Genomic DNA, 24,620 nt, shown 5'->3' with positions numbered 1-24,620 from the left:
GCCAACACGGTTATTTGCCGGCCCGCTGGAACCGCGCCACCTCGACGAAAAGGTCGGAGTTGGCCGGGTCGTCCAGGTAGGCCAATACCCGCGCCGACGGGCTGTCGATCAATATGCCCTCACCATTGTCCTCAGGCACCTCGGTGCTGCGCCCACTCAGCTCCTTCTTCTCGACCGCCTGCTGCACCTGCTCGACGTCCAGGTTGTAAAGCACCAGCTCCTTGCCATCGACGATGTCGAAACCGCCGATCAGGAAATTGCCGCCCAGGCGCTTGGGAACCCCGGCCGACAGGTACCAGCGGTTGCCGTGGCGCGACACAGTGAACACGTATTCTTCGGGTTTCTTGCCCTTCGCAGTGGCAACCGCCTTGTAGGCATCGGCACCACTGCGGCTGATCACCAGCTTCAGCGGCTCGCCCCACGCGTCCTTGCTGCTCCATTTGCCGAGCAAGGCCTTGGGCGCCGCCTGGTTGCTCGGCAGCGGCTCATGGAAGGTCACCAGACAACCGCCCAGCAGCAGGAATGACAACGTCAACAACACCACACGCCAGGCTTTCATCAAGTTCTCCTTGAAAGTTCGGTCTCAGCTCAGCCCGATGCCAACACCAGGTGCAAGTATCGGGTAAGCATAGCGAGCATCTGCCCATCGGCCTGCGTGTCAGCGTCCTTGAGCAGGCCCTGATATTCCATCTGCTCGATTATCGCCGTCAACATGTGGGCGTCCTGTTCCGGTTGCCGCGAGCCGACCACTTGCAGCAGCTGGCGGGTGCCATGCAGCAGGATCTGCTCGTGGGCACAGACCAGCTCGGCCAGACGCGGGCACAGCAATGCCTCCTGACGGAAGGCCTGCTCGGCCATGAGGAAGTCTCGGCGGTTGAGCAACTGGCGCGACACATAGTCGGCGGTCATGCGCGCCACCTCGTCGGCCAGCCGTGCCCGCGACTCCAGGCTGCCATCACCCTGCGCCACCAACTGGCGCAGCAGCACTTCAGTATTGGCCCACAACTTGGCCATATAGGCGGCACTTCGCTCGACGTACTGGGCGAAGGTATCGGTGAGCAGGTCCTCGATATCCTTGAAGTAATAGGTGGTAGCCGATAGCGGCACACCCGCCTCGGCGGCTACCGCCCGGTGGCGCACACCACGGACACCATCACGCACGACGATCCGCATGGCGGCGTCGAGGATCAGCTGGCGGCGTTGCTCGCTGCCTTGGCGGGCAGTCTTGCGGCCTTGGTATTGCACGCTTTCGGCGACGGCGGTGGCGATGCCGGCGGCGCCCTGGTGAGGCATTGCGGGTGTCACGGGGGGTACCTCATGAACAGTGTTTCGTCAGTGCCGGACGCTTCGCGGCTGCGGATGCGAAGCGGCCGGCACCACCAATACGGATGTACAGGCAAGAAAAAGCCGCCTCGAAAGGCGGCTCGTTCAATTGACTCAGGCCTGCGGACGCATGTGCGGGAACAGGATCACGTCACGGATAGACGGCGAGTTGGTCAGCAACATCACCAGGCGGTCGATACCGATACCTTCGCCCGCGGTCGGCGGCATGCCGTATTCGAGGGCGCGGACGAAGTCGGCATCGTAGTGCATGGCTTCGTCGTCACCGGCATCCTTCTCGGCCACCTGGGCCAGGAAGCGTTCGGCCTGGTCTTCGGCATCATTGAGCTCGGAGTAGGCATTGGCGATTTCGCGGCCACCGATGAACAGCTCGAAGCGGTCGGTAACCGCCGGGTTCTGGTCGTTGCGACGGGCCAGCGGCGAGACCTCGAACGGGTACTCGGTGATGAAGTGGGGCTGCTCCAGCTTGTGCTCGACCAGCTCTTCGAAAATCATCACCTGCAGTTTGCCCAGGCCTTCGTGGCCCAGCACCTTGGCACCGGCCTTCTTGGCGATTTCACGGGCGCGGTCGACGTCCTGCAGGTCGGCAGCGGTGAGTTCCGGGTTGTACTTGAGGATCGAGTCGAACACCGACAGGCGGGCGAACGGCTCGCCAAAGTGGAATACCTTGTCGCCGTACGGCACATCGGTGGAACCCAGGACCAGCTGCGCCAGCTCGCGGAACAGTTCCTCGGTGAGGTCCATGTTGTCGCGGTAGTCGGCGTAGGCCTGGTAGAACTCGAGCATGGTGAACTCGGGGTTGTGACGAGTCGACACACCTTCGTTACGGAAGTTGCGGTTGATCTCGAAGACTTTCTCGAAGCCACCGACCACCAGGCGCTTGAGGTACAGCTCGGGCGCGATACGCAGGAACATGGCCATGTCCAGCGCGTTGTGGTGGGTTTCGAACGGCTTGGCCGCAGCGCCGCCCGGAATGGTCTGCAGCATCGGCGTTTCGACTTCGAGGAAGTCGCGCTCGATGAGGAACTTGCGGATATGCGAGATCACCTGCGAACGAACGCGGAAGGTGTGGCGGGTTTCTTCGTTGACCATCAGGTCGACGTAGCGCTGGCGGTAGCGCTGCTCGGTGTCGGTCAAGCCGTGGTGTTTGTCCGGCAGCGGGCGCAGCGACTTGGTCAGCAGGCGCACATCGGTCATTTCCACGTACAGGTCGCCCTTGCCAGAACGGGCCAGGGTGCCTTCGGCGCTGATGATGTCGCCCAGGTCCCAGGTCTTGACCGCAGCCAGGGTTTCTTCCGGCAGGGTCTTGCGGTTGACGTAGACCTGGATGCGGCCAGTCATGTCCTGGATGACCATGAACGAGCCACGGTTGAGCATGATGCGGCCTGCCACCTTGACCGGAATCGCTGCAGCTTCCAGCTCTTCCTTGGTCTTGTCCGCGTACTGTTTCTGCAGGTCGTTGCAGTAGCTGTCGCGGCGGAAGTCGTTGGGGAAGGCATTGCCTTTGGCGCGCTCGGCGGCAAGTTTTTCCTTGCGCAGCGCGATCAGGGCGTTTTCTTCCTGTTGCAGGTCTTGCGGTTGGGTGTTGAGGTCGCTCATGTCGTCATTCTTTCCATCAGGTGTTCGTTGCCCCTGTCGGGCAGGGCACGCGATACGGGCCGATGGCCTCGTATCGCGGCGGTGGTATGAGATTTACAGGCCCTGCTTGAGGCTTGCTTCCAGGTACTGGTCGAGGTCGCCGTCCAGGACCTTCTGGCAGTCGCTACGCTCGACGCCGGTACGCAGGTCCTTGATGCGCGAGTCATCCAGCACGTAGGAGCGGATCTGGTGGCCCCAGCCGATGTCCGACTTGCTGTCTTCCAGCGCCTGCGAAGCGGCATTGCGCTTCTGCATTTCCAGCTCGTACAGCTTGGCCCGCAGCATTTTCATGGCGGTGTCCTTGTTGGCGTGCTGGGAGCGTTCGTTCTGGCAGGCCACCACGGTGTTGGTCGGCACGTGAGTGATACGCACCGCCGAGTCGGTGGTGTTGACGTGCTGACCACCGGCACCGGAGGAGCGGTAGGTGTCGATACGCAGGTCGGCCGGGTTGATTTCGATCTCGACCTTGTCGTCGATCTCGGGCGAGACGAATACCGCCGAGAACGAGGTGTGGCGACGGGCACCGGAGTCGAACGGGCTCTTGCGCACCAGGCGGTGCACGCCGATCTCGGTACGCAGCCAGCCAAAGGCGTACTCGCCCTTGATGTGCACCGTAGCGCCCTTGATGCCGGCGACCTCACCTTCGGAAAGCTCGATGATGGTGGCATCGAAACCACGCTTGTCGGCCCAGCGCAGGTACATGCGCAGCAGGATGTTGGCCCAGTCCTGCGCCTCGGTGCCGCCAGAGCCGGCCTGGATGTCCAGGTAGGCGTTGTTCATGTCCATCTCGCCGCTGAACATGCGACGGAACTCAAGCTGGGCCAGGATTTCTTCCAGGCCTTGCAGCTCGGTCACGACGTCGCTGACGGCGCCTTCGTCATTTTCTTCGACGGCCATGTCCAGCAGGTCCTTGCAGTCGGTCAAGCCGTTGGACATCTTGTCCAGGGTCTCGACGACCTGCGCCAGCATGGCACGCTCACGGCCCAGCGCCTGGGCGTACTCAGGCTTGTTCCAGACGTTGGGGTCTTCCAGCTCGCGGTTGACTTCGATCAGGCGGTCATGCTTGTGATCGTAGTCAAAGATACCCCCGAATGGACTGGGAACGCTCGGTGAGGTCCTTGATGGTGTTCAGAATCGGTTGGATTTCCATGGGCGGGCAGCTCTCGTGCGAATTCGGTGAAAAGCCCGCGAGTATAACCCAGTCTGGAGCCTGGCGGCAGACCCGCCGGGCGGTAGAAAATGGTGTCGGCCCAGGGGACGTAAAGCGCTTGTACGGTCTTATCGCCAGCAAGCCCGGTGCGACCACGGCAGGCACCCGCTTGCCGGCGATGCGGCCCTGTCAGGCGATACCAACCTGATTGCGACCGCTGTTCTTGGCCAGGTACAACCCCTTGTCCGCCGCCGAGATCAATTGCCGGCAATGACTGCCGATACTCGGCGTCTGCGTTGCCAGGCCAATGCTCACGGTCAGCACCGAGTCGGCGTGGGGGGCACTGTGCGGGATATTCAGCCCGAGGATGGTCTGGCGTAGCTTCTCCGCCACCAGCCGGGCGCCTCCCGGCGACGTGTTGGGCAACACCAGGGCAAACTCTTCGCCACCATAGCGCGCCGGCAGGTCGGAGGGACGCGAGCAGCAGTCCCGGATGGCATCGGCGACCTGACGCAGGGTCTCATCGCCTGCCAAATGGCCAAAGCTGTCGTTGTAGGCCTTGAAGTAGTCGACGTCGATCATCAGCAGCGACAGTTGCTGCTGTTCACGCATGGCCCGACGCCACTCCAGTTCCAGGTACTCATCGAAGTGACGGCGGTTGGACAAGCCGGTAAGGCCGTCGGAGTTCATCAGCCGCTGCAGCATCAGGTTGGTGTCGAGCAGTTGCTGCTGGCTCACGCGCAAGGCGCGGTAGGCTTCGTCTCGTTGCAACAGGGTCAGGTATGAACGCGAGTGGTAGCGAATACGTGCTACCAGCTCGATGGTATCCGGCAGCTTGACCAGGTAATCGTTGGCTCCAGCAGCGAACGCCGCGCTCTTGACCAGCGGGTCTTCCTTGGTCGACAGCACGATGATCGGGATGTCCTGGGTCGCTGCATTGCTACGGTATTCGCGCACCAGGGTCAGCCCGTCCAGGCCAGGCATGATCAGGTCCTGAAGAATCACCGTAGGCTTGATGAGCACTGCCTGGGCCACGGCCTGGTGCGGATCGGCACAGAAGTGGAAGTCGATGTTCTCTTCATGGGCCAGGCCACGACGCACCGCCTCGCCGATCATGGCCTGGTCGTCGACCAACAGGACCATTGCCGAGTTTTCGTTGGTGGTCGTGAAACCGTCGATCGGTAGATCATTCATCCGTAATCATCCAGTCACTGCCGGCCAGGCGGCGTGATGCAATACATATCGTCATTTTGCAAAGATTTCCATCAGTCGCCCGGCGATTCGCTCCAGCGGGCGTATTTCCACCGCAGCATCAATGGCCGCAGCAGCCTTGGGCATGCCATACACCGCGCTGCTGGACTGATCCTGCGCGATGGTCAAAAAGCCTTGCTGGCGCATCAGTTTCAGGCCATGGGCACCGTCGCGGCCCATGCCGGTGAGCAGCACGCCTACCGCGTCACCGCTCCAGAAACGTGCAACGCTCTCGAAGAACACATCGATCGAAGGCCGATAGATTTCGTTGACCGGTTCGGCAGTGTAGGCCAACTGGCCATTTTGCAGCAGACGTATGTGGTGGTTGGTTCCCGCCAGCAGCACCTGCCCAGGTTGCGGCGGCTCGCCTTCACGGGCTAGGCGCACAGGGAGTCCACTGGCGGTGCTGAGCCACTCGGCCATGCCGGCCGCAAACACCTGGTCGACGTGCTGGACCAGCACGATGGCGGCGGGAAACTCTGGCGGCAGGCCCTTGAGCAGCACTTCGAGCGCTGCTGGCCCTCCGGCCGAAGAGCCGATGGCCACCAGTCCGCGGCGCTGTGATGCCGATCGCAGCGGGGCCGATACCGACTTCGCCGCACTGGTGCGTTGCTGGCCGATCAACCAGCCGATATTGAGGATCTTGCGCAGCAGCGGTGCCGCCGCCTCGCGGGCATCTCCCGCCCCCAGGGCCGGGGTATCGACCACATCCAGCGCACCATGGCCCATGGCCTCGAACACCCGGTGCACGTTCTGCTTGCGGTCGACGGTGACGATCACGATGGCGCATGGGGTCTCGGCCATGATCCGCCGTGTGGCCTCGACACCGTCCATCACCGGCATGATCAGGTCCATCAGGATCAGGTCCGGCAGTTCCTCGCTGCAACGGCGCACGGCTTCGGCGCCGTCGCCGGCCACCCAGATCACCTGGTGTGCAGGCTCGAAGGCCAGGGCCCGGCGCAGGGCTTCAACGGCAAGTGGCATGTCGTTAACGATGGCGATCTTCATCCTTGAGCACCCCCAATCAGCTCCACCACGGCATCCAGCAACGCATCGTCATGGAAGCTGGCTTTAGCCAAATAGTAGTCGGCGCCAGCATCCAGGCCACGCCTGCGATCTTCTTCACGATCCTTGTACGACACCACCATCACGGGCAAGGTTTGCAGGCGTTGGTCACGGCGCACCAGGGTGACGAGTTCGATACCGTCCATGCGCGGCATGTCGATATCGGTGATCAGCAGGTCGAAGTCCTCGCCACGCAGCGCGTTCCAGCCGTCCATGCCATCGACCGCCACGGCTACCTCGTAGCCGCGCGTGCTCAGCAACTTGCGTTGCAGCTCGCGCACCGTCAGCGAATCGTCGACCACCAGGATGCGTTTGCGATCCGCACCACGCGCGCCGTGGGCGCTGCGTTCGATGCGCTCCAGGCGGCCGGTGCTGAGCAGCTTCTCGACCGAGCGCAGCAGGTCTTCGACGTCGACGATTAGCACCACTGAGCCATCATCGAGCAGCGCACCGGCGGATATGTCCTGGATCTTGCCCAGCCGCGGGTCGAGCGGCATCACCACCAGCACGCGCTCGCCAATCAAACGCTCCACGGCCACGCCATAAAGCTGTTCGCGCTCGCGGATCACCACCACCCGCAGGCTGCTTTCATCGCCCTGCCCCGCTGGACGGTTGAGCAACTGGGTGGCGGCGACCAGGCCTACATGGCGGCCTTCTTGCCAGAAGTGCTGGCGGCCCTCGACCTGCACGATCTCCTCGGCAGCCACCTCCAGGGTGCGCTCGATGTGAGCCAGCGGGAAGGCATATGCCTCACCGCCTACCTCGACCACCAGGCTGCGCACCACCGACAGCGTCAGCGGCACTTCCAGTTTAAAACGACAGCCTTGCCCGGCCACCTGGGTCAGTTCGATGGCACCGCGCAGGTCGCGCACCATGTGCTGCACCGCATCCAGGCCAACACCACGCCCGGACACCTCGGTCACCTTGTCGCGCAGGCTGAAGCCCGGCAGGAAGAGGAAGGTCAGCAACTCCGCCTCGCTCATTCGCGACAGCGTTTCGGCAGGCGACAATCCGCGCTCGGCGATGCTGCGGCGCAGTCGCTCCAGGTCGATACCGGCACCGTCGTCACTGAGCTCAAGCATCAACTGACCCGCCTGGTGGGAAGCGCGCAAGCGGATCACGCCCTCGGCCGGCTTGCCCGCCAGCACCCGCCGCTCGGGCAGCTCGATGCCATGGTCGACCGCATTGCGCAGCAGGTGAGTCAGTGGCGCCTCGAGCTTTTCCAGCACGTCGCGATCGACCTGGGTCTTCTCGCCCTCGATCTGCAGGCGCACCTGTTTGCCCAGCGAGCGACCAAGGTCGCGCACCATGCGGCTCTGGCCGGTCAGGACATCGGCGAACGGCCGCATACGGCAGGCCAGGGCGGTGTCGTACAACAATTGGGCGCGCTGGCTGGCCTGCCAGCCGAACTCGTCGAGGTCGGCGGCCTGCTGCTGCAGGATCTCCTGGGTTTCCACCAGCAGGCGCTGGGTCTGAGCCAGGGCTTCGAGCACTTCCAGACGCTGACCGCTGCCTTCGAGCTGGGTTTTCAGGCCATCGAGCGCGCGCATGCCTTGGCCATGCATGCGTTTGAGACGCTGCAAGGTGGCCAGGTACGGCTTGAGTCGCTGGGTCTCGACCAGTGACTTGCTGGAAAGATCGAGCAGGCTGTTGAGGCGGTCGGCGGTCACGCGTAATACCCGCTCACTGCCCTCGCTGCCTCGCTTGCCCGCCTTGCGCGGCGTCGGTTCGAGGTCAGCCTCTGGCTCTGCCGGGACAGGCCCGATCACTGGCGGTTGCACGAGCCTCTCAGGTTCTGGAACCTCGACTGCGAGGGGCGCGGCGGCTGTGGCGGGATCCAGCAGGCTCGCCATCTGCGCCAGGAAAGCTGGGACAGCCGCCTCACCGGCGGGGTCTCCCGGCGTGGCGATGTGCATCAGCAAGTCGGTGCCGCGCAACAGGGCGTCGATATGCTCGGCGCGCAGCAACAACCGCCCTTCCTGGGCTGCCACGAGGCAGTCCTCCATGACGTGGGCGACGCTGACGCCGGCATCGATGCCAACGATTCGCGCGGCGCCTTTCAGCGAATGGGCCGCACGCATGCAGGCTTCCAACTGGTCAGCCTGGTTCGGATTGCGCTCCAGGGCCATCAACCCAACGCTGAGCACCTGGGTCTGGGCCTCGGCTTCGAGGCTGAACAGTTCGAGCAGCGAGGCGTCACGCAATTGTTCTGGGGTCATGACAGGCTCCGCTGCACGGCAGACAATAATTGGTGATCGTCCAGCACGCGCACGCTGCGTCCACGCCACTGCAACACGCCTGCGGTGAACGGTGCGCCTTCGTGTTCGCCATCCAGCAAGGCTGGGTCGAGCCGGTGAATACCGTCGATTTCATCCACCGCCATCACCACCGGCCCACCTAAGGCAGCCAGGATCAACAACCGTGGCATGGCCCGAACGCCGCGGGCGTCGCCTTGCACGGCCTCCACCTCGAGCAAGTCGGCCAGCGACAGGCAGGGCACCAAGGCACCGCGCACATTGGCCACGCCCTGCAGCACTCGCGAACGTTGATGAGGCAGCGAATGCACGGGCTGAACCGGGGCGATTTCAGCAAGACTGGCGGTGGCCAGCGCCATCCACTCCTCGCCCAGCCGGAACAGCAGCATCGAGCGGCCCACACACGCTTCCACCGGCACGGCCGCTTGCACCACGTCGTCCTGCAACAGCGCGTAGCGGTCCAGCAAGCGCGTGGCGGCCGCTGCGTAGATTTCACAATTGCGGCAGTGTATGTGCCGATCCAGCAGCGGACACTGCTTGTCACCGTGCACGCCGATGCGGTTCCAGCAGTCATCTATGCGATCGTCATCGTGAGCGATCAATTCCATCGCGCTATCGACCTTCATCGTTCAGACTCCCGCCCTACACGCGCCGCACGCTCCTGCAGACGTCGCGCGCCCGCCTCATCCCCTTGGGCTGCCAATAAGGCCGCCAGTTGCACCAGGGCCTCTGGATGCTGGGGGTCGAGGTAGAGTGCCTTGCGATAGTGGGTCAGCGCCTGCGAGGCGTCACCGTCGGTGTCGCTCAGCAACCCCAACCAGTAATACACCTGCGCCTTGGGGGCGAATTGCCGCAGGTAGCGCTGGCAGCTGGCCCGGGCCTGTGCGCTGTCACCGGCATTGGCCTGGCGCGCGATGCTGGCCAACAGCTCGCTCTCGCTCTCTCGCGGCTCAGGCGAAGGCTGCGCCGGTGGGAGGGTACGTAATGGGCGAGGCTTGGCCGTCGACATCGGTGCCGGCGGCGGCAGCGGCGAACGTGGCGTGAATGGCGGGGGCATCGCACGCCGGGGCCGAACCTCAGGCGTTGGCGCATGGCTGTCCTGGCGAACATAGGCGAACGACTGGGCAATACCCAATGGGCGCATGCCCAAGCGTGCCAGCAGACTGCCCTCGGCGGGGCCGATGAACAAAACCCCCTGGGCATGGATCAGGCGTTTGAGCATCTCGAACACCCGCTGCTGGGTTGCCACATCGAAGTAGATGAGCAAGTTGCGGCAGAACACGAAGTCGTAAAGGCCATCACGGCTCGACAGCGCCGGGTCGAGCACATTGCCTACCTGCAGGCTCACTTGTGAGCACACCCTTTGATCCAGCTGGTGGCCATCCTCGATCTCACGGAAATGCCGCTCACGAAACGCCAGTTCACTGCCCCGGAACGAGTTGCGTCCGTAGATGGCTTGCTGGGCCTTGGTCACCGAATTGGGGCTGATGTCGATGCCGTCGATGTGAAACGAAGCGGGACTCAAGCCTGCATCGAGCAATGCCATGGCCGCCGAATACGGCTCCTCGCCGGTCGAACAGGGCAGGCTGAGCAGGCGTAGGGGGCGCTCGCCGGCGAGCTCTGCCAGGCGCCTCTGGGCCAACCCGACCAGGGCGGTGAACGACTCCGGGTAGCGGAAAAACCAGGTTTCCGGAACGATCACAGCCTCGATGAGCGCTTGCTGTTCGTCGGTCGATTGCTGCAGACGCAACCAGTAATCGTCCAGATCGGCCGCGTCCAGGGCCATGCACCGCTGACGCAGGGCGCGCTCGATCATGGCCTCGCCCACCGACTCCACATCAAGGCCGATGCGTTCCTGCAAAAATCGGAAATATCGATGCAGGTTCATGTCGGCACCTGCAGGGGCTGGGTCGGGAACAACAGCATCCGCACGCTATCGGTCAACAGGTCGTCCACCTCGATGCGTTGCAACATGCCCTCGGCATCCTGAAGCACAGGCCCCAGGTAACGCGCATCAGGGTTATCCAGGCCATAAGGTTGGAAGGCTTCGGGGTGGCAGCGCAGGGTGTCGGTGGCTTGCTCGAGCACCAGGCCGAGCTGCTGGTCTTGGCGGTAGCGTACCAACACCAGTCGGGTGCTGGTGCGCTGCACGGCGGGCCTACCGAAACTCAGGGCCGAAAGGTCGATCACCGGCACCATCACGCCTCGATGGGCAAGGACGCCTGCGACCCACGTCGGCGCCTGGGCGATCGGCTTCAGCGGGCGACGCGGCAACACTTCGATGACTTCCCGGACATCCAGGGCGAAGCGCTGCTCGCCTATACGAAACTGCAGGTACAGCACGCCCTTGGCATCGGCCGCCACTACCGTGTGGGGATGAAGGTCACTCATCGCCGTCAGACTTTGAAGCGCGACACACCGCCGCGCAGCCCCGCAGCCACCTGGCTCAGTTCGTCGATGGCGAAACTGGCCTGGCGCAAGGATTCCACCGTCTGGGTGCTGGCATCACTGAGCTGGGCCAGCGCCTGGTTGATCTGCTCGGCACCGGTGGCCTGGGCCTGCATGCCTTCGTTAACCATCAACACGCGCGGCGCCAATGCTTGTACCTGGTGGATGATCTGGCTGAGCTGCTCGCCCACCTGCTGCACCTCGAACATGCCGCGGCGCACTTCCTCGGAGAACTTGTCCATACCCATGACGCCAGCCGACACCGCTGACTGGATTTCCCGCACCATCTGCTCGATGTCGTAGGTAGCCACGGCGGTCTGGTCGGCCAACCGGCGCACCTCGGTGGCAACCACAGAGAAGCCTCGGCCGTACTCACCGGCTTTTTCCGCCTCAATGGCGGCATTGAGCGACAGCAGGTTGGTCTGGTCGGCCACCTTGACGATGGTCACCACGACCTGGGTGATGTTGCTGGCTTTCTCGTTGAGGATCGCCAGCTTGGCATTGACCAGGTCGGCAGCGCCCATCACCTGGTGCATGGTCTCTTCCATTCGCGCCAGGCCCTGCTGACCGGAACCGGCGAGGCTGGAAGCCTGATCGGCAGCGCTGGTAACCTCGGTCATGGTGCGGACCAGATCGCGAGAGGTGGCGGCGATCTCACGCGATGTAGCGCCAATTTCGGTGGTGGTGGCGGCGGTTTCGGTGGCGGTGGCCTGCTGCTGCTTGGAGGTGGCGGCGATCTCGGTCACCGAGGTGGTGACCTGCACCGATGAGCGCTGCGCCTGGGCGACCAGGTTGGCGAGGGCCTCGGCCATCTCATTGAAGCCACTTTCGATGGCGCCGAACTCATCCTTGCGGTCCAGGCTCAAGCGCATGCTCAGGTCACCCGAGCGCAGTTTGTCGAGGGCATGGACGATACGCTGCATCGGTGCGGTAATGGCCCGCATCAGCAGCAAACCACAGATGCCTGCCGCGACGATCGCCAGCAGCAGTGAGACCAACATGCTGCCCTTGGCGGTGCTTACCGCGCTGACGATTTCCTGGGTGGCTGTACCGGCGGACTCACGATTGTGTTCGATGACGGTGTTCAGATGCTTGCGGCCTTCCAGCCAGGCGGGGGTAAGCACCTCGACGATCAGTCGCTCGGCTTCGGCGTAATTGCGCTGACGGTACGCCTCAAGCACCTGGTTTACAGTCTTGAGGTAGTTTTCTTCCATCTGGATGAAGGTGTCGAACCGGGCCTGATCGTCGGCGCCCTGGATGGTGCCTTGGTAGTTGGCCATCTGTTGCTTGAGCCGATCCTCGAAGCTCTTGAACAACTCCATGTCGGCCGCAGTGATTTCACGCCGCTTGGACAGGCCTACCAATTGTTGGCTGGTGACGTAACTGTCGACCCACGCACTGCGAATCATCGAACTGTAGTAAAGCCCGGGGATGCTGTCGGTCCCCACCGCCTCCTCGGCACTTTCGATCGCCACCAGCCGCGAGTAGGCGGCCACGATCATCAGCAGCATGATGGCGATGATCACGGCGAAACTTGCCAGGATCCGTTGGCGCAAGGTCCAGTTCTTCACATTCAGCCCTCAGGAATTCACAACGAGCGGGAAAAATCGCCGAAGTATAGCCCAGGCTTCCTCTGCAATTGCGGCTGAAATTCGTTGTTTCAGGCATCCTTGCCCGACAATATGGCGTTTTGCCTGATCATGGCGTCGACGCCAACCTGACCTGGGTCTCCAGCTCCTGCCGCAGGGCTGGGTCCAGGCGCAACTGGCGGGCCAGTTCATCCAGGTAAGCACGCTCCATGAAGTTTTCCTGATCGACCATCATCACGCTGGCCAGGTACATCTCAGCGGCCATTTCCGGCGTCTGCGCGGCACGGGCGACTTCCGCCGGGTCCAGTGGCTTGTTCAGCTCGGCGTGCAACCAGTGCTGCAGCTCCTGGTCGCTGTCCAGGCGGGTGAACTCACCCTCGATCAAGGCACGCTCGCGATCATCGATGTGGCCGTCGGACTTGGCCGCTGCCACCAACGCCTGCAGCACCGCCTGGCTGTGCTGCTCGGCCTGGGACGCAGGCAGGCGGTCGAGGGTCTGAGGCTCTGCGCCCGCCCCCAGGCCCTGGCGTGCCTGCCAGTTGCCGTAGGCCTTGTAGGCCAGCACACCGAGCGCCGCCAGGCCACCGTAGGTCAGAACCTTGCCGCCATACTTGCGCGCCTTCTTGTTGCCCAGCAGCAGCCCCATCGCCCCGGCAGCCAAGGCGCCGCCGCCGGCGCCGGAAAGCAGGCCGCCCAGGCCACCGGCACCTGCCGCAGGCTTGCCCGCGCCGCCTGCGGTGGTTTGCTTGTTCAGCAGTTCCTGGCCAGATTTGAGCAATTGGTCGAGCAGGCCTCGGGTGTTCATGTGCACGTCTCCACGGCGCGTAAAGTCACGGCCAGAGTAAGGCTTACCGCCATGAACACCACCTGTGGATTTGCTTCCAGATGTTGCGTTGCCGGCACAAAACCCAACTAGACTCGACTTCGCCGACAACCTGCACAACCGCACTACGCTTATAACAATGGCTTCACAGCTTTCTTGATGACTGCCCCGACCAAGATCTCCAAGAAGAGGGAACACCATGTCAGTGCACAAGACCGCATTGCTCGGCGCCGTGAGCGGCGCGCTAGTGGCCAGCGCCAGCTTGCAGGCCGCCGATTTGCCCAAGGCCCTGGGCGCCGGCGAAGGACGACTGGATATCGTCGCCTGGCCGGGCTACATCGAGCGTGGGGAAAGCGACAAGGCCTATGACTGGGTCACAGGCTTCGAAAAGGAAACCGGCTGCAAGGTCAGCGTCAAGACCGCCGCGACTTCCGACGAAATGGTCAGCCTGATGACCAAGGGCGGCTACGACCTGGTCACCGCTTCGGGCGACGCTTCGCTCCGCCTGATCGCTGGCAAGCGGGTGCAGCCCATCAATACCGCGCTGATTCCCAACTGGAAGCACATTGACCCGCGCCTGCAGAACGGTGACTGGTACGTGGTCGACAAGCAGGTTTACGGCACCCCGTACCAGTGGGGGCCGAACGTGCTGCTGTACAACACCAACGTATTCAAGCAACCGCCCACCAGTTGGAGCGTGGTGTTCGCCCCGCAAGACCTGCCCGATGGCAAGCCCAACAAAGGCCGGGTGCAAGCCTATGACGGGCCGATCTACATCGCCGATGCCGCGCTTTACCTGAAGTCGGCCAAGCCTGAGCTGGGCATCAAGGACCCCTACGAGCTCACCGAAACGCAGTACAAGGCCGTGCTCGAGCTGCTGCGTCAGCAACAGCCGCTGGTCCATCGCTACTGGCATGACGCAACCGTGCAGATGAGCGATGTGAAGAACGAAGGCGTGGTCGCCTCCAGTTCCTGGGGCTACATGGTCAACGGCCTGAAAGCCGAAAACCAGCCGGTGGCCTCGACCATACCGAAGGAGGGTGCAACGGGCTGGGCCGATACCACCATGCTGCACAGCGAGGCCAAGCACCCCAACTGCGCCTACAAGTGGATGGACTGGTCGTTGCAGCCGAAGGTGCAAGGCGATGTGGCGGCCTGGTTCGGCTCGTTGCCGGCCGTTCCGGCGGCCTGTACCGCCAGCGAGCTGCTGGGTGCCGAAGGGTGCAAGACCAACGGCTTCGACAACTTCGACAAGATTGCCTTCTGGAAAACCCCACAGGCCCAAGGAGGCAAGTTCGTACCGTACAGCCGCTGGACCCAGGATTACATTGCGATCATGGGCGGACGCTGAAGCCGGTTGAAACCCGACCTGGCTTCCTCACGGGCAAGCCGCTCCTACAGAGTACCGCGCAGTAGCTGTGGGGGCGGGTTAGCCCGCGAAGGGGCCAGAGCAGGAGTAAGAACGTTTCCTGGAGCCCACACATGCCCCTAGCCGTCCAGTTCACCCAGGTTTCCCGCACCTTCGGCGAGGTCAAGGCTGTCGACCAGGTCAGCATCGACATCGAAGACGGCGAGTTCTTCTCCATGCTCGGGCCCTCAGGCTCGGGCAAGACCACCTGCCTGCGCCTGATAGCGGGCTTCGAACATCCCAGCAGCGGCTCGATCCGTATTCACGGCGTCGAAGCCACGGGCGTGCCGCCCTACCAGCGCGACGTCAACACCGTGTTCCAGGACTACGCACTGTTTCCGCACATGAACGTGCGCGACAACATCGCCTATGGCCTCAAGGTAAAAGGCGTGGCCAAGGCCGAGCGCCATGCCCGCGCCGACGAGGCTTTGGCGATGGTCGCCCTTTCTGGCTATGGCGAGCGCAAACCGGCGCAGCTTTCTGGTGGCCAGCGTCAGCGTGTGGCCCTGGCCCGCGCACTGGTCAATCGCCCGCGGGTCCTGCTGCTGGACGAACCCCTCGGCGCCCTGGACCTGAAGTTGCGCGAACAGATGCAAGGCGAGCTCAAGAAGCTGCAGCGCCAGCTGGGCATCACCTTCGTTTTCGTTACCCACGACCAGACCGAGGCGCTGTCGATGTCCGACCGCGTGGCGGTGTTCAACCGGGGTCGCATCGAACAAGTCGACACCCCACGCAACCTGTACATGAAACCGGCTACCACCTTCGTCGCCGAGTTCGTCGGCACGTCCAACGTCCTGCGGGGCGAACTGGCGAAGCAGCTCAATGGCAGCGCCACGCCGTTCTCCATTCGTCCGGAGCACATCCGCCTCGGTGACGCGGCCACTACGGGAACCGAGGTCCAGGTCAGTGGCTTGCTGCGCGACATCCAGTACCAGGGCAGCGCCACCCGCTACGAAGTCCAGCTCGACAGTGGCCAGTTGTTGGCGGTGAGTCATGCCAACGATCGCTGGCAGGACCAGGCTCAGCCCTGGCAACCGGGACAGCGAGTGCAGGCGCGCTGGCCACGCGAGGCCATGACGGCCCTGCGCGAAACCCTCCTCGATTCACCTGAACGAGCCCTGCCGAAATGAACCCGGCAGCGGCGTCCCCAGGCCTGCTGCGCAGGTTTTCCAACCTGCTGTACCGACGGCCAAACCTGTACCTGGCGCTGCTGCTGATCCCGCCACTCACCTGGTTCGGCGCGATTTACCTGGGTTCGCTGCTGAACCTGCTCTGGCAAGGTTTCTATACCTTCGACGACTTCACCATGGCGGTAACCCCGGACCTGACCCTGGGCAACTTCGCCGCCCTGTTCAATCCGTCGAACTTCGACATCATCCTGCGCACCTTGAGCATGGCCGTGGCGGTATCGCTGGCCAGCGCCGTGCTGGCCTTCCCTATCGCCTACTACATGGCGCGCTACACCACCGGCAGGACCAAGGCGTTTTTCTACATCGCGGTGATGATGCCGATGTGGGCCAGCTACATCGTCAAGACCTACGCCTGGACCCTGCTGCTGGCCAAGGGCGGCGTCGCCCAGTGGTTCGTCCAGCAGTTGCACCTCGAAGGCCTCTTGCAACTGGTGTTGGCGGTGCCGGGGGTGGGTGGCAGCACCTTGTCCACCTCGCACCTGGGGCGCTTTTTGGTGTTCGTTTACATCTGGCTGCCGTTCATGATCCTGCCCATCCAGGCGGCCCTGGAACGCTTGCCGCCATCGCTCCTGCAGGCCTCGGCCGACCTTGGGGCTACGCCGGGGCAAACCTTCGTGCAGGTTGTTCTGCCGCTTTCCATACCCGGTATCGCCGCAGGCTCGATCTTTACCTTCAGCCTCACCCTCGGCGATTTCATCGTCCCGCAGTTGATCGGCCCGCCCGGGTACTTCATCGGCAGCATGGTCTACGCCCAGCAAGGGGCGATCGGCAACATGCCCATGGCGGCCGCCTTTACTCTGGTGCCCATCGTGCTGATCGCAGTCTACCTAGCCATCGTCAAACGCCTGGGAGCCTTCGATGCACTCTGAAAGTGCTTCGCTGGGGCTGCGCCTGGCTGCGTGGGGCGGGCTGCTTTTCCTGCATTTTCCGATCGTGATCATCATCCTCTACGCCTTCAACACAGAGGACGCAGCCTTTAGCTTCCCACCCCAGGGATTCACCCTGAACTGGTTCACCGTAGCCTTCGCGCGCCCGGACGTGCTCGAGGCCATCATGCTGTCGGTGAAAGTCGCCAGCCTCGCCACGCTGATAGCCCTGGTACTGGGCACCCTGGCCTCGGCGGCGCTATATCGACGCAGCTTCTTTGGCAAGGAGAGCATCTCGCTGATGCTGATCCTACCCATCGCCTTGCCCGGCATCATCACCGGCATTGCCTTGCTGTCAGCCTTCAAGATCTTGGGCATCGAGCCTGGTGTGCTCACCATCGTGGTCGGCCACGCGACCTTTTGCGTGGTGATCGTCTACAACAACGTCATCGCCCGCCTGCGGCGCACCTCCCAGAGCCTGATCGAGGCCTCGATGGACCTGGGTGCCGACGGCTGGCAGACCTTCCGCTACATCATCCTGCCCAACCTGGGCTCGGCCCTGCTGGCCGGTGGCATGCTGGCGTTCGCCTTGTCGTTCGACGAGATCATCGTCACCACCTTCACCGCAGGCCATGAACGCACGCTGCCGATCTGGCTGCTCAATCAGTTGAGCCGTCCCCGCGATGTGCCGGTCACCAATGTCGTCGCTCTACTGGTGATGCTGGTGACCATGTTGCCGATCCTCGGCGCCTATTACCTGACCCGCGGCGGCGAAAGCGTTGCGGGCGGCGGCAAATGACCCTGGAGGTGTCTTCCATGCAAACCCAAATGCTCATCAATGGCCGCCTGGTGACCGGCGAGGGGCCAACCTGGACCGTGCTCAACCCGGCCCTGGGCAGTGCCCTGGCGCAAATCAACGAAGCCACCGAGGCACAGGTCGACCAGGCCGTGTGCGCAGCGGACCAGGCGTTCGACAGCTGGTCCCAATCCAGCCCCAAGGACCGCTCCCTTGCCCTGCTGGCGCTGGCCGACACCCTTGAAAATCACGGCGAGGAACTGGCCCGGCTAGAGTCGCAGAACTGCGGCAAGCCTTTCACGGCGGCGCTGAACGACGAGATCCCGGCCATCGCCGATGTGTTCCGCTACTTCGCCGGTGCTGCGCGCTGCCTGGGCGGCTCTGCGGCTGGCGAATACTTGCCCGGGCACACCTCGATGATTCGCCGTGACCCACTGGGCGTGGTTGCCTCGATCGCCCCCTGGAACTACCCGCTGATGATGCTGGCCTGGAAGATCGCGCCAGCGTTGGCGGCGGGCAATACCGTGGTGATCAAGCCCTCGGAGCTGACCCCGCTGACCGCGCTGCGCCTGGGTGAACTGGCGCAGAGCCTGCTGCCGCCGGGGGTACTCAACATCCTCTTCGGCCGCGGCCAGACGGTCGGCAACCCGCTGGTCACCCACCCCAAGGTGCGCATGGTGTCACTGACCGGCTCCATCCCCACCGGTGCGCACATCATCGGCGCCACCGCCGACAGCGTGAAGCGCATGCACATGGAACTGGGCGGCAAGGCGCCGGTGCTGGTGTTCGACGATGCCGACCTGGATGCAGCCATCGATGGCATCCGCACCTTCGGCTTCTACAACGCCGGCCAGGACTGCACCGCCGCCTGTCGCCTGTATGTGCAGGATGGCATCTACGAGCAATTCGTCGAACGACTGGGCAAGGCGGTGGCCAGCCTCAAACCCGGCCTGCAGGACGCTGAAGATACCGAGCTTGGCCCGTTGATCAGCGCCCAGCACCGCGACAAGGTCGCAGGCCTGGTGCAACGCGCCGTCGCCCAGCCGCATATCCGCCTGGTCACCGGGGGCAAGGCCTTGCCGGGTGATGGTTTCTTCTTCGAGCCGACCGTGCTGGCCGATGCCCTTCAGGATGACGAGATCGTGCGCCATGAAGTATTCGGTCCGGTGGTTTCGGTTACCCGTTTCACTGACGAAACCCAAGCGCTGGCATGGGCCAACGACTCGGAGTACGGCCTGGCCTCATCGGTATGGACCCGCGACACGGGCCGGGCACACCGTTTGGCCGCCCGTTTGCAGTATGGCTGCACTTGGGTCAACACCCATTTCATGCTGGTCAGCGAAATGCCCCATGGCGGCCAGAAGCATTCAGGGTATGGCAAGGACCTGTCGATGTACGGCCTGGAGGACTACACCTGTGTGCGGCATGTGATGATCAAACATTGAGGTTGCCGGCTGGGGTATTCCTTTAGAGGTCTAGCGCCAATAATAAGATCGAGCGCACCGCGGGCTGCGCTCGCTCCTACGATCCTTCCGGGCCAATTAATCTGTGGGATTTGTGCGCGAACGTCTTGGCGCATGACGCGATATCGCATCGTACCCACAAGGCGTTCGCGTGCGCCTGTAGGAGCGAGCGCAGCTCGCGATGCGCCGCCCGCGCGGCGCTCGATTTCAGCCCCACCCCACCGCTGTCGCCATACGCCCTAATCCCGCAAATCCGATTCGTGAATTGGGTTGGCTCGGCTGGTTGCCCTTTGATACTGCGCCGGCCAGGTGGCCTTGTTGCCGCCCAGGTCATCATCGGCATGCAGCGGCCAGTAAGGATCGCGAAGGAGTTCCCGGGCCAGGAAGATCACGTCGGCCTGGCCAGTGCGCAGAATGTGCTCGGCCTGGGCCGGTTCGGTGATCATACCGACGGTGCCCGTGGCAATCTCCGCCTCCTTGCGCACGCGCTCAGCGAAGCGCGTCTGATAGCCGGGGCCGGTAGGAATCTCGGCGTTGACCGAGGTGCCACCGGAGGAAACATCGATCAGGTCGACACCCAGCACCCGCAAGCGGCGCGCCAGTTCGACGGTTTCATCCGGGTTCCAGCCATCCTCGACCCAGTCGGTTGCCGAGACGCGCACGAACAGCGGCAGTTCTGCCGGCCAGACCTTGCGAACGGCCTCCACCACCTGGAGGGTCAGGCGGATGCGGTTCTCGAAGCAGCTTCCGTACTCGTCACGGCGCTGGTTACTCAATGGTGAGAGGAACTGATGCAGGAGATACCCATGGGCCGCGTGGACTTCGACGACCTTGAAGCCCGCTTTCAGCGCTCGCTCGGTCGAGGCGACGAAGGCATCGATCACGCCCTGAATCTCTTCCTTGCTCAACTCGCGCGGTGGCGTGTGCTGCGGGTCGAAGGCGATCTTCGAGGGGCCCACCGGCTGCCAGCCACCGTCTTCGATCTTCACACTGCCCTGCTTGCCCAACCAGGGCCGATACGTACTGGCCTTGCGCCCAGCGTGGGCCAGCTGGATGCCCGGCACGGCGCCCTGGGCGGTAATGAAACGGGTAATGCGCTGCAAAGGCGCAATCTGATCGTCGTTCCACAGGCCGAGGTCTTCGGCAGTGATCCGACCATCGGCGGTCACCGCGACGGCCTCGCTGATGACCAAGCCGGCGCCACCCACGGCTCGGCTCCCCAGGTGAACGAGATGCCAATCGTTGGCCAGGCCATCGATCGCAGAATACTGGCACATCGGCGAGACCGCGATGCGGTTGGGCAGCGTCAACTGACGCAGGGTGTAAGGCTCGAGCAGCAGGCTCATGAGGGCACCTCCCAAGGACTCCAATGGTGATCCAGTCCGGACACTCAAGTGCACATCCCTGGCCCGGTGCCGGTCATTAATCAGACTAGACCAGATTGGAGGGCAACAGATTTTCGGTGGCTATGAAACCGAGCGCCGCCCACGCGGCGCATCGCGAGCAAGGCTCGCTCCTACCGCTGCTTCGGGCCAGTCATGCCTGCACAATTTGCGCGCGATCGCCTTGGTGCACGGCCCAATGACCGCACGCGTCTGCAGGAGCGAGCCTTGCTCGCGATGCGCCGCGCGAGCGGCGCTCGATTCACGCCCCCAAACCCTCCAGACAGGCGCGTGGATGCCGTCATGCAGATCTGCCGTCTGAAGGAGCGCTCAGCGCGGCTCCATGTGGGCGATCATCAACTGCACGCTTTCATTACCGCGAAACTCGTTCACATCCAGCTTGTAGGCCAATTCCACCCAACGCACGGTGGGGTTTGGCCAGACCTCGCGGTCGATCCCGAAGGCAATGCCATCCAACTTCACGGCACCACATTCGCTCTTGAGCACCACCTTCAGGTGCCGCTCGCCGACCACCCGTTGCTCGACCAGTTGGAACACGCCATGGAACAGCGGTTCGGGGAAGTGCTGCCCCCAAGGGCCGGCGTTGCGCAGGGCCTTGGCCAGGTCGAGGTGGAACTCTTCGACCGCAAGGGTGCCATCGGACAACAGGCGGCCGGTCAGGTCCTCCTCGCGCAACTGGCGACGGACTTCCTCGTCGAACGCCTCGGCGAATGCCGGGAAGTTGGCCTCCGGTAAGGAAAGCCCGGCGGCCATGGCATGTCCACCAAACTTGCTGATCAGCTGCGGATGCCGGGCTGCCACGGCATCCAACGCATCGCGAATATGAAAGCCCGGCACAGAGCGCGCCGAGCCCTTGAGCATGCCCTCCCCCGCATCGGCAAACGCGATGGTAGGACGGTGGTAGCGCTCTTTCAGGCGCGAAGCAAGAATCCCGATCACCCCCTGGTGCCAGTCGGCGTCGAACAGGCACAGGCCATAGGGCATGGACTCGACCGGCAGGTCCTTGAGCTGGGCCAGGGCTTCGCGTTGCATGCCCTGCTCGATGGACTTGCGGTCCTGGTTCAGGTCATCCAGCTGCTGGGCCATGTCCATCGCCAGGGCGGCGTCCTCGCACAGCAGGCATTCGATACCCAGGCTCATGTCATCCAGCCGCCCGGCCGCGTTCAGCCGTGGGCCGAGAATGAAGCCGAGGTCGGTCGAGGTGATACGCCGATGATCACGCCGCGCCACTTCCAGGATGGCCTTGAGGCCAGGACGAGCGCGGCCTGCACGGATGCGTTCGAGGCCCTGGTGCACCAGGATGCGGTTGTTGGCATCCAGGGGCACCACGTCCGCCACACTGCCAAGGGACACCAGGTCGAGCAACTCGCCGATATTCGGTTGGGCTTGGGTCTGGTAGCGCCCCAGGCTGCGTAGGCGCGCACGTAAGGCCATCAGTACGTAGAAGATGACCCCGACGCCGGCCAGCGCCTTGCTTGGGAACTCGCAGCCCGGCTGGTTGGGGTTGACGATGGCGTCGGCATCCGGCAATTGCTCGCCCGGCAGGTGGTGGTCGGTCACCAGCACCTTGAGCCCCGCGGCCTTTGCAGCAGCCACACCGTCCACGCTGGAGATCCCGTTGTCGACCGTGACCAGCAATTGCGGCTGGCGTTGCAACGCGACCTGGACAATCTCCGGGGTCAGGCCGTAGCCGTACTCGAAACGATTGGGCACCAGGTAGTCGACATGGGCCGCACCCAGCAAGCGCAGGCCGAGCACGCCCACCGTACTGGCCGTCGCACCGTCGGCATCGAAGTCGCCGACGATGAGGATTCGCTGGCGCTGGTCGATCGCCTCCACCAACAGGTCGACCGCCGCCTCGATCCCCTTGAGTTGCTGGTACGGCAATAGGCGCCCCAGGCTTTTGTCCAGCTCAGCCTCGGATTGCACGCCACGGGCGGCGTACAAGCGCGTCAACAACGGGGGTAGGTTACCCAGAAATGGCAGGGTCGGCGGCAGTGGGCGAGGTTCGATACGCATAATGGCTTCGGCAGTCAGGGTCTATGAAGGTCAGCCACGCTCACCGAGCAGCCATTGCAACTGCACTTCGTGCTGGCCACGGTCGTCGGTGACGAAGACCGTCCCTTCGCTGATCATCACGTCCCACTTGATGGTGCGGGGCATGTCGGTGGCCAGGGTTTCCAGCACCTCTTGCGGCACAGCGGCAATGCTGAGGTTCTTCAGGCCCTTGACCGCACCCACCACCTTGCCTTCCCAAACCCGCAGGCTGCCGTAGGCCAGCAGGCTGGTGCGCTCGGTGCGGCGCGAGCACCAGGTCAGGCGCTCGGCGTCCGGCTGGCCGACTTCGATCCAGTGCAGGATGCGATCATCCAGGCTTTTTTCCCACAGCGCCGCTTCATCCACATCGGACAGTCCACGACCGAACGACAGGTTTTCGTTGTACCAGAGGGCATAAGCCAGCAAACGCACGGCCATTCGCTCTTCGGTTTCCGAAGGGTGACGGGCAATGGTCTGCCTGACGTTTTCGTACACGCCACGGTCAAGATCGGTCAGATTCAGTTCGAATTTGTAGGTGGTGGACGGCTGGGCCATGGTCGACGGGCTTCTTGCGCAAAGAAAAGTGGCACAGTCTAACCGATACGCGACGTCGTTGCCGCGCAGCAGTTTCTGCCGCCAGCGACCTATGATAAAACCACCGCTCTGCCCAGTCGCCACGGATGCCACATGCCTACGCCCAGCAAACCCCTCGCAGGTCTGAAAGTCATCGAACTCGGCACCCTCATCGCCGGCCCGTTCGCCTCGCGCATCTGCGCCGAATTCGGCGCCGAGGTGATCAAGGTCGAGTCCCCCGACGGCGGCGACCCACTGCGCAAGTGGCGTAAACTCTACGAAGGCACCTCGCTGTGGTGGTTCGTCCAGGCCCGCAACAAGCAGTCGCTGACCCTTAACCTCAAACACCCGGAAGGCCGCGAAGTCCTCAAGCGGCTATTGGCCGAAGCCGACATTCTCATCGAGAACTTCCGTCCAGGGGTGCTGGAAAAACTTGGCCTGGGCTGGGATGTGCTGCAGGCTCTGAATCCGAAACTGGTGATGGTGCGCCTGTCCGGCTTCGGCCAGACCGGCCCGATGAAAGATCAGCCCGGTTTCGGTGCGGTTGGCGAGTCGATGGGCGGGCTGCGTTACATCACCGGTTTCGAAGACCGCCCGCCGGTGCGCACCGGGATTTCCATCGGTGACTCGATCGCCGCCCTGTGGGGCGTGATCGGGGCATTGATGGCTCTGCGCCATCGGGAAGTCAATGGCGGCCAGGGCCAGGTCGTCGACGTGGCGTTGTACGAGGCGATTTTCGCCATGATGGAAAGCATGGTCCCGGAGTTCGATGTGTTCGGTTTTATCCGCGAACGCACCGGCAACATCATGCCAGGCATCACCCCCTCCTCCATCCACACCACCGCCGACGGCAAGCATGTGCAGATCGGCGCCAACGGTGATGCGATCTTCAAACGCTTCATGCACGCCGTCGGCCGCGACGACCTGGCCAACGACCCAAGCCTGGCCACCAATGATGGCCGCGACCTGCGGCGCGACGAGCTATATGGGGTGATCGACCGCTGGGCCAACAGCCTGACGCTGGAGCAAGTCATGCAGGTACTCACCAGCGCCGAGGTACCGGCAAGCCGGATCTACTCGGCCGAGGACATGTTCAACGATCCACAGTACCTGGCGCGCGAAATGTTCCTCCAGGCTCGCCTGCCTGACGGCAAGCCGTTCAAGATGCCTGGCATCGTGCCAAAGCTGTCGGAAACACCCGGTTCTGCCGAGTGGGTTGGCCCAGCACTGGGAGAACATACCGACGCCGTGCTTGAGCGCTTGGGATATGACGCTGCCGCCATCGCCAACCTGCGCCAGAGTGGCGCAGTCTGATACTGCCGCG

Annotated in this window: 21 protein-coding genes; 6 read left to right on the top strand and 15 right to left on the bottom strand. The window is 63.4% G+C overall.

Annotation, left to right across the window (positions count from 1 at the left end):
* Positions 1-10: 10 nt before the first annotated feature.
* From C4Q26_RS17845 to C4Q26_RS17790, 12 genes are all read right to left on the bottom strand, one after another.
* Positions 11-559 (bottom strand): hypothetical protein, encoded by a 549-nt coding sequence (locus C4Q26_RS17845; protein ID WP_023382009.1) that lies wholly within the window; start codon positions 557-559, stop codon positions 11-13.
* A 29-nt stretch (positions 560-588) separates the two neighbouring features.
* Positions 589-1,293, bottom strand: coding sequence for a TetR/AcrR family transcriptional regulator (locus C4Q26_RS17840; RefSeq protein ID WP_023382010.1), 705 nt, complete (start codon positions 1,291-1,293; stop codon positions 589-591).
* A gap of 144 nt (positions 1,294-1,437) precedes the next feature.
* Positions 1,438-2,940 (bottom strand): lysine--tRNA ligase, encoded by a 1,503-nt coding sequence (gene lysS / locus C4Q26_RS17835; protein WP_023382011.1) that lies wholly within the window; start codon positions 2,938-2,940, stop codon positions 1,438-1,440.
* Positions 2,941-3,033: 93 nt separating this feature from the next.
* Positions 3,034-4,129, bottom strand: a protein-coding gene (gene prfB, locus C4Q26_RS17830) for a peptide chain release factor 2 (RefSeq protein ID WP_104881346.1) whose coding sequence is annotated in 2 segments (ribosomal slippage) — positions 3,034-4,056 and positions 4,058-4,129 — 1,095 coding nt in all. Because the reading frame shifts where the segments join, the coding sequence is not laid out codon by codon here.
* 189 nt (positions 4,130-4,318) lie between these two features.
* The gene (locus C4Q26_RS17825) at positions 4,319-5,323 is read right to left on the bottom strand and encodes a PleD family two-component system response regulator (RefSeq protein ID WP_023382013.1); all 1,005 of its coding nucleotides are present in this window, start codon (positions 5,321-5,323) and stop codon (positions 4,319-4,321) included.
* A 51-nt stretch (positions 5,324-5,374) separates the two neighbouring features.
* Complete coding sequence (locus C4Q26_RS17820) at positions 5,375-6,388, bottom strand: chemotaxis response regulator protein-glutamate methylesterase (protein WP_023382014.1); 1,014 nt, start codon at positions 6,386-6,388, stop codon at positions 5,375-5,377.
* Entirely contained in the window at positions 6,385-8,664 is a 2,280-nt protein-coding gene (locus C4Q26_RS17815; RefSeq protein WP_104883371.1) for a hybrid sensor histidine kinase/response regulator, read from the bottom strand. Before C4Q26_RS17815 ends, C4Q26_RS17820 begins: the two co-directional genes overlap by 4 nt.
* Positions 8,661-9,326, bottom strand: a complete 666-nt coding sequence (locus C4Q26_RS17810; protein ID WP_023382016.1) for a chemotaxis protein CheW — start codon at positions 9,324-9,326, stop codon at positions 8,661-8,663. The genes C4Q26_RS17815 and C4Q26_RS17810 overlap by 4 nt, the downstream gene beginning before the upstream one ends.
* The gene (locus tag C4Q26_RS17805) at positions 9,323-10,588 is read right to left on the bottom strand and encodes a protein-glutamate O-methyltransferase CheR (RefSeq protein ID WP_104883370.1); all 1,266 of its coding nucleotides are present in this window, start codon (positions 10,586-10,588) and stop codon (positions 9,323-9,325) included. The genes C4Q26_RS17810 and C4Q26_RS17805 overlap by 4 nt, the downstream gene beginning before the upstream one ends.
* On the bottom strand, positions 10,585-11,091 hold the full coding sequence (locus C4Q26_RS17800; RefSeq protein ID WP_104881343.1) for a chemotaxis protein CheW: 507 nt from the start codon (positions 11,089-11,091) through the stop codon (positions 10,585-10,587). Before C4Q26_RS17800 ends, C4Q26_RS17805 begins: the two co-directional genes overlap by 4 nt.
* 5 nt (positions 11,092-11,096) lie before the next feature.
* A complete protein-coding gene (locus C4Q26_RS17795; protein ID WP_023382019.1) occupies positions 11,097-12,719 on the bottom strand; it encodes a methyl-accepting chemotaxis protein in 1,623 nt (540 codons plus the stop codon).
* A gap of 127 nt (positions 12,720-12,846) precedes the next feature.
* The gene (locus tag C4Q26_RS17790; RefSeq protein ID WP_104883369.1) at positions 12,847-13,542 is read right to left on the bottom strand and encodes a tellurite resistance TerB family protein; all 696 of its coding nucleotides are present in this window, start codon (positions 13,540-13,542) and stop codon (positions 12,847-12,849) included.
* Positions 13,543-13,759: 217 nt separating this feature from the next.
* On the opposite strand from C4Q26_RS17790, the gene ydcS reads away from it, so the two are divergent.
* The 5 genes from ydcS (at position 13,760) to C4Q26_RS17765 (ending at position 19,265) form a co-directional block, all read left to right on the top strand.
* Entirely contained in the window at positions 13,760-14,911 is a 1,152-nt protein-coding gene (gene ydcS / locus C4Q26_RS17785) for a putative ABC transporter substrate-binding protein YdcS (RefSeq protein WP_027906546.1), read from the top strand.
* A gap of 131 nt (positions 14,912-15,042) precedes the next feature.
* Positions 15,043-16,098, top strand: a complete 1,056-nt coding sequence (locus C4Q26_RS17780) for an ABC transporter ATP-binding protein (protein ID WP_104883368.1) — start codon at positions 15,043-15,045, stop codon at positions 16,096-16,098.
* Positions 16,095-17,027 (top strand): ABC transporter permease, encoded by a 933-nt coding sequence (locus C4Q26_RS17775; RefSeq protein WP_023382023.1) that lies wholly within the window; start codon positions 16,095-16,097, stop codon positions 17,025-17,027. The genes C4Q26_RS17780 and C4Q26_RS17775 overlap by 4 nt, the downstream gene beginning before the upstream one ends.
* Positions 17,017-17,823 (top strand): ABC transporter permease, encoded by an 807-nt coding sequence (locus C4Q26_RS17770; protein ID WP_104883367.1) that lies wholly within the window; start codon positions 17,017-17,019, stop codon positions 17,821-17,823. The genes C4Q26_RS17775 and C4Q26_RS17770 overlap by 11 nt, the downstream gene beginning before the upstream one ends.
* A gap of 17 nt (positions 17,824-17,840) precedes the next feature.
* A complete protein-coding gene (locus C4Q26_RS17765; protein ID WP_023382025.1) occupies positions 17,841-19,265 on the top strand; it encodes a gamma-aminobutyraldehyde dehydrogenase in 1,425 nt (474 codons plus the stop codon).
* Positions 19,266-19,522: 257 nt separating this feature from the next.
* On the opposite strand, the gene C4Q26_RS17760 is transcribed toward C4Q26_RS17765, so the two are convergent.
* The 3 genes from C4Q26_RS17760 to C4Q26_RS17750 all read right to left on the bottom strand — a co-directional run bounded on the left by C4Q26_RS17760 (position 19,523) and on the right by C4Q26_RS17750 (position 23,278).
* A complete protein-coding gene (locus C4Q26_RS17760) occupies positions 19,523-20,629 on the bottom strand; it encodes an NADH:flavin oxidoreductase/NADH oxidase (RefSeq protein WP_104883366.1) in 1,107 nt (368 codons plus the stop codon).
* Positions 20,630-20,995: 366 nt separating this feature from the next.
* Positions 20,996-22,705: a single-stranded-DNA-specific exonuclease RecJ gene (gene recJ / locus C4Q26_RS17755; RefSeq protein ID WP_023382027.1), complete on the bottom strand. Its 1,710-nt coding sequence runs from the start codon at positions 22,703-22,705 to the stop codon at positions 20,996-20,998.
* Between the two features lie 30 nt (positions 22,706-22,735).
* The gene (locus tag C4Q26_RS17750) at positions 22,736-23,278 is read right to left on the bottom strand and encodes a YaeQ family protein (RefSeq protein WP_023382028.1); all 543 of its coding nucleotides are present in this window, start codon (positions 23,276-23,278) and stop codon (positions 22,736-22,738) included.
* A 132-nt stretch (positions 23,279-23,410) separates the two neighbouring features.
* Here C4Q26_RS17750 and C4Q26_RS17745 point away from each other — a divergent pair, with 132 nt between their 5' ends.
* On the top strand, positions 23,411-24,610 hold the full coding sequence (locus tag C4Q26_RS17745; protein ID WP_023382029.1) for a CaiB/BaiF CoA-transferase family protein: 1,200 nt from the start codon (positions 23,411-23,413) through the stop codon (positions 24,608-24,610).
* Positions 24,611-24,620: the final 10 nt, after the last annotated feature.

The organism is Pseudomonas sp. SWI44 (assembly GCF_002947915.1).
Taxonomy (GTDB): Bacteria; Pseudomonadota; Gammaproteobacteria; order Pseudomonadales; family Pseudomonadaceae; genus Aquipseudomonas; species Aquipseudomonas taiwanensis.
The sequence above is the reverse complement of the archived record's forward strand: the minus strand, read 5'-3'. Positions and strand labels throughout refer to the sequence as shown.

Coding starts and splice junctions, on each gene's coding strand:
- C4Q26_RS17845 (WP_023382009.1), bottom strand. CDS start 559: ATGAAAGCCTGGCGTGTGGTGTTGTTGACGTTGTCATTCCTGCTGCTG.
- C4Q26_RS17840 (WP_023382010.1), bottom strand. CDS start 1,293: ATGCCTCACCAGGGCGCCGCCGGCATCGCCACCGCCGTCGCCGAAAGC.
- lysS (WP_023382011.1), bottom strand. CDS start 2,940: ATGAGCGACCTCAACACCCAACCGCAAGACCTGCAACAGGAAGAAAAC.
- C4Q26_RS17825 (WP_023382013.1), bottom strand. CDS start 5,323: ATGAATGATCTACCGATCGACGGTTTCACGACCACCAACGAAAACTCG.
- C4Q26_RS17820 (WP_023382014.1), bottom strand. CDS start 6,388: ATGAAGATCGCCATCGTTAACGACATGCCACTTGCCGTTGAAGCCCTG.
- C4Q26_RS17815 (WP_104883371.1), bottom strand. CDS start 8,664: ATGACCCCAGAACAATTGCGTGACGCCTCGCTGCTCGAACTGTTCAGC.
- C4Q26_RS17810 (WP_023382016.1), bottom strand. CDS start 9,326: ATGAAGGTCGATAGCGCGATGGAATTGATCGCTCACGATGACGATCGC.
- C4Q26_RS17805 (WP_104883370.1), bottom strand. CDS start 10,588: ATGAACCTGCATCGATATTTCCGATTTTTGCAGGAACGCATCGGCCTT.
- C4Q26_RS17800 (WP_104881343.1), bottom strand. CDS start 11,091: ATGAGTGACCTTCATCCCCACACGGTAGTGGCGGCCGATGCCAAGGGC.
- C4Q26_RS17790 (WP_104883369.1), bottom strand. CDS start 13,542: ATGAACACCCGAGGCCTGCTCGACCAATTGCTCAAATCTGGCCAGGAA.
- ydcS (WP_027906546.1), top strand. CDS start 13,760: ATGTCAGTGCACAAGACCGCATTGCTCGGCGCCGTGAGCGGCGCGCTA.
- C4Q26_RS17780 (WP_104883368.1), top strand. CDS start 15,043: ATGCCCCTAGCCGTCCAGTTCACCCAGGTTTCCCGCACCTTCGGCGAG.
- C4Q26_RS17775 (WP_023382023.1), top strand. CDS start 16,095: ATGAACCCGGCAGCGGCGTCCCCAGGCCTGCTGCGCAGGTTTTCCAAC.
- C4Q26_RS17770 (WP_104883367.1), top strand. CDS start 17,017: ATGCACTCTGAAAGTGCTTCGCTGGGGCTGCGCCTGGCTGCGTGGGGC.
- C4Q26_RS17765 (WP_023382025.1), top strand. CDS start 17,841: ATGCAAACCCAAATGCTCATCAATGGCCGCCTGGTGACCGGCGAGGGG.
- C4Q26_RS17760 (WP_104883366.1), bottom strand. CDS start 20,629: ATGAGCCTGCTGCTCGAGCCTTACACCCTGCGTCAGTTGACGCTGCCC.
- recJ (WP_023382027.1), bottom strand. CDS start 22,705: ATGCGTATCGAACCTCGCCCACTGCCGCCGACCCTGCCATTTCTGGGT.
- C4Q26_RS17750 (WP_023382028.1), bottom strand. CDS start 23,278: ATGGCCCAGCCGTCCACCACCTACAAATTCGAACTGAATCTGACCGAT.
- C4Q26_RS17745 (WP_023382029.1), top strand. CDS start 23,411: ATGCCTACGCCCAGCAAACCCCTCGCAGGTCTGAAAGTCATCGAACTC.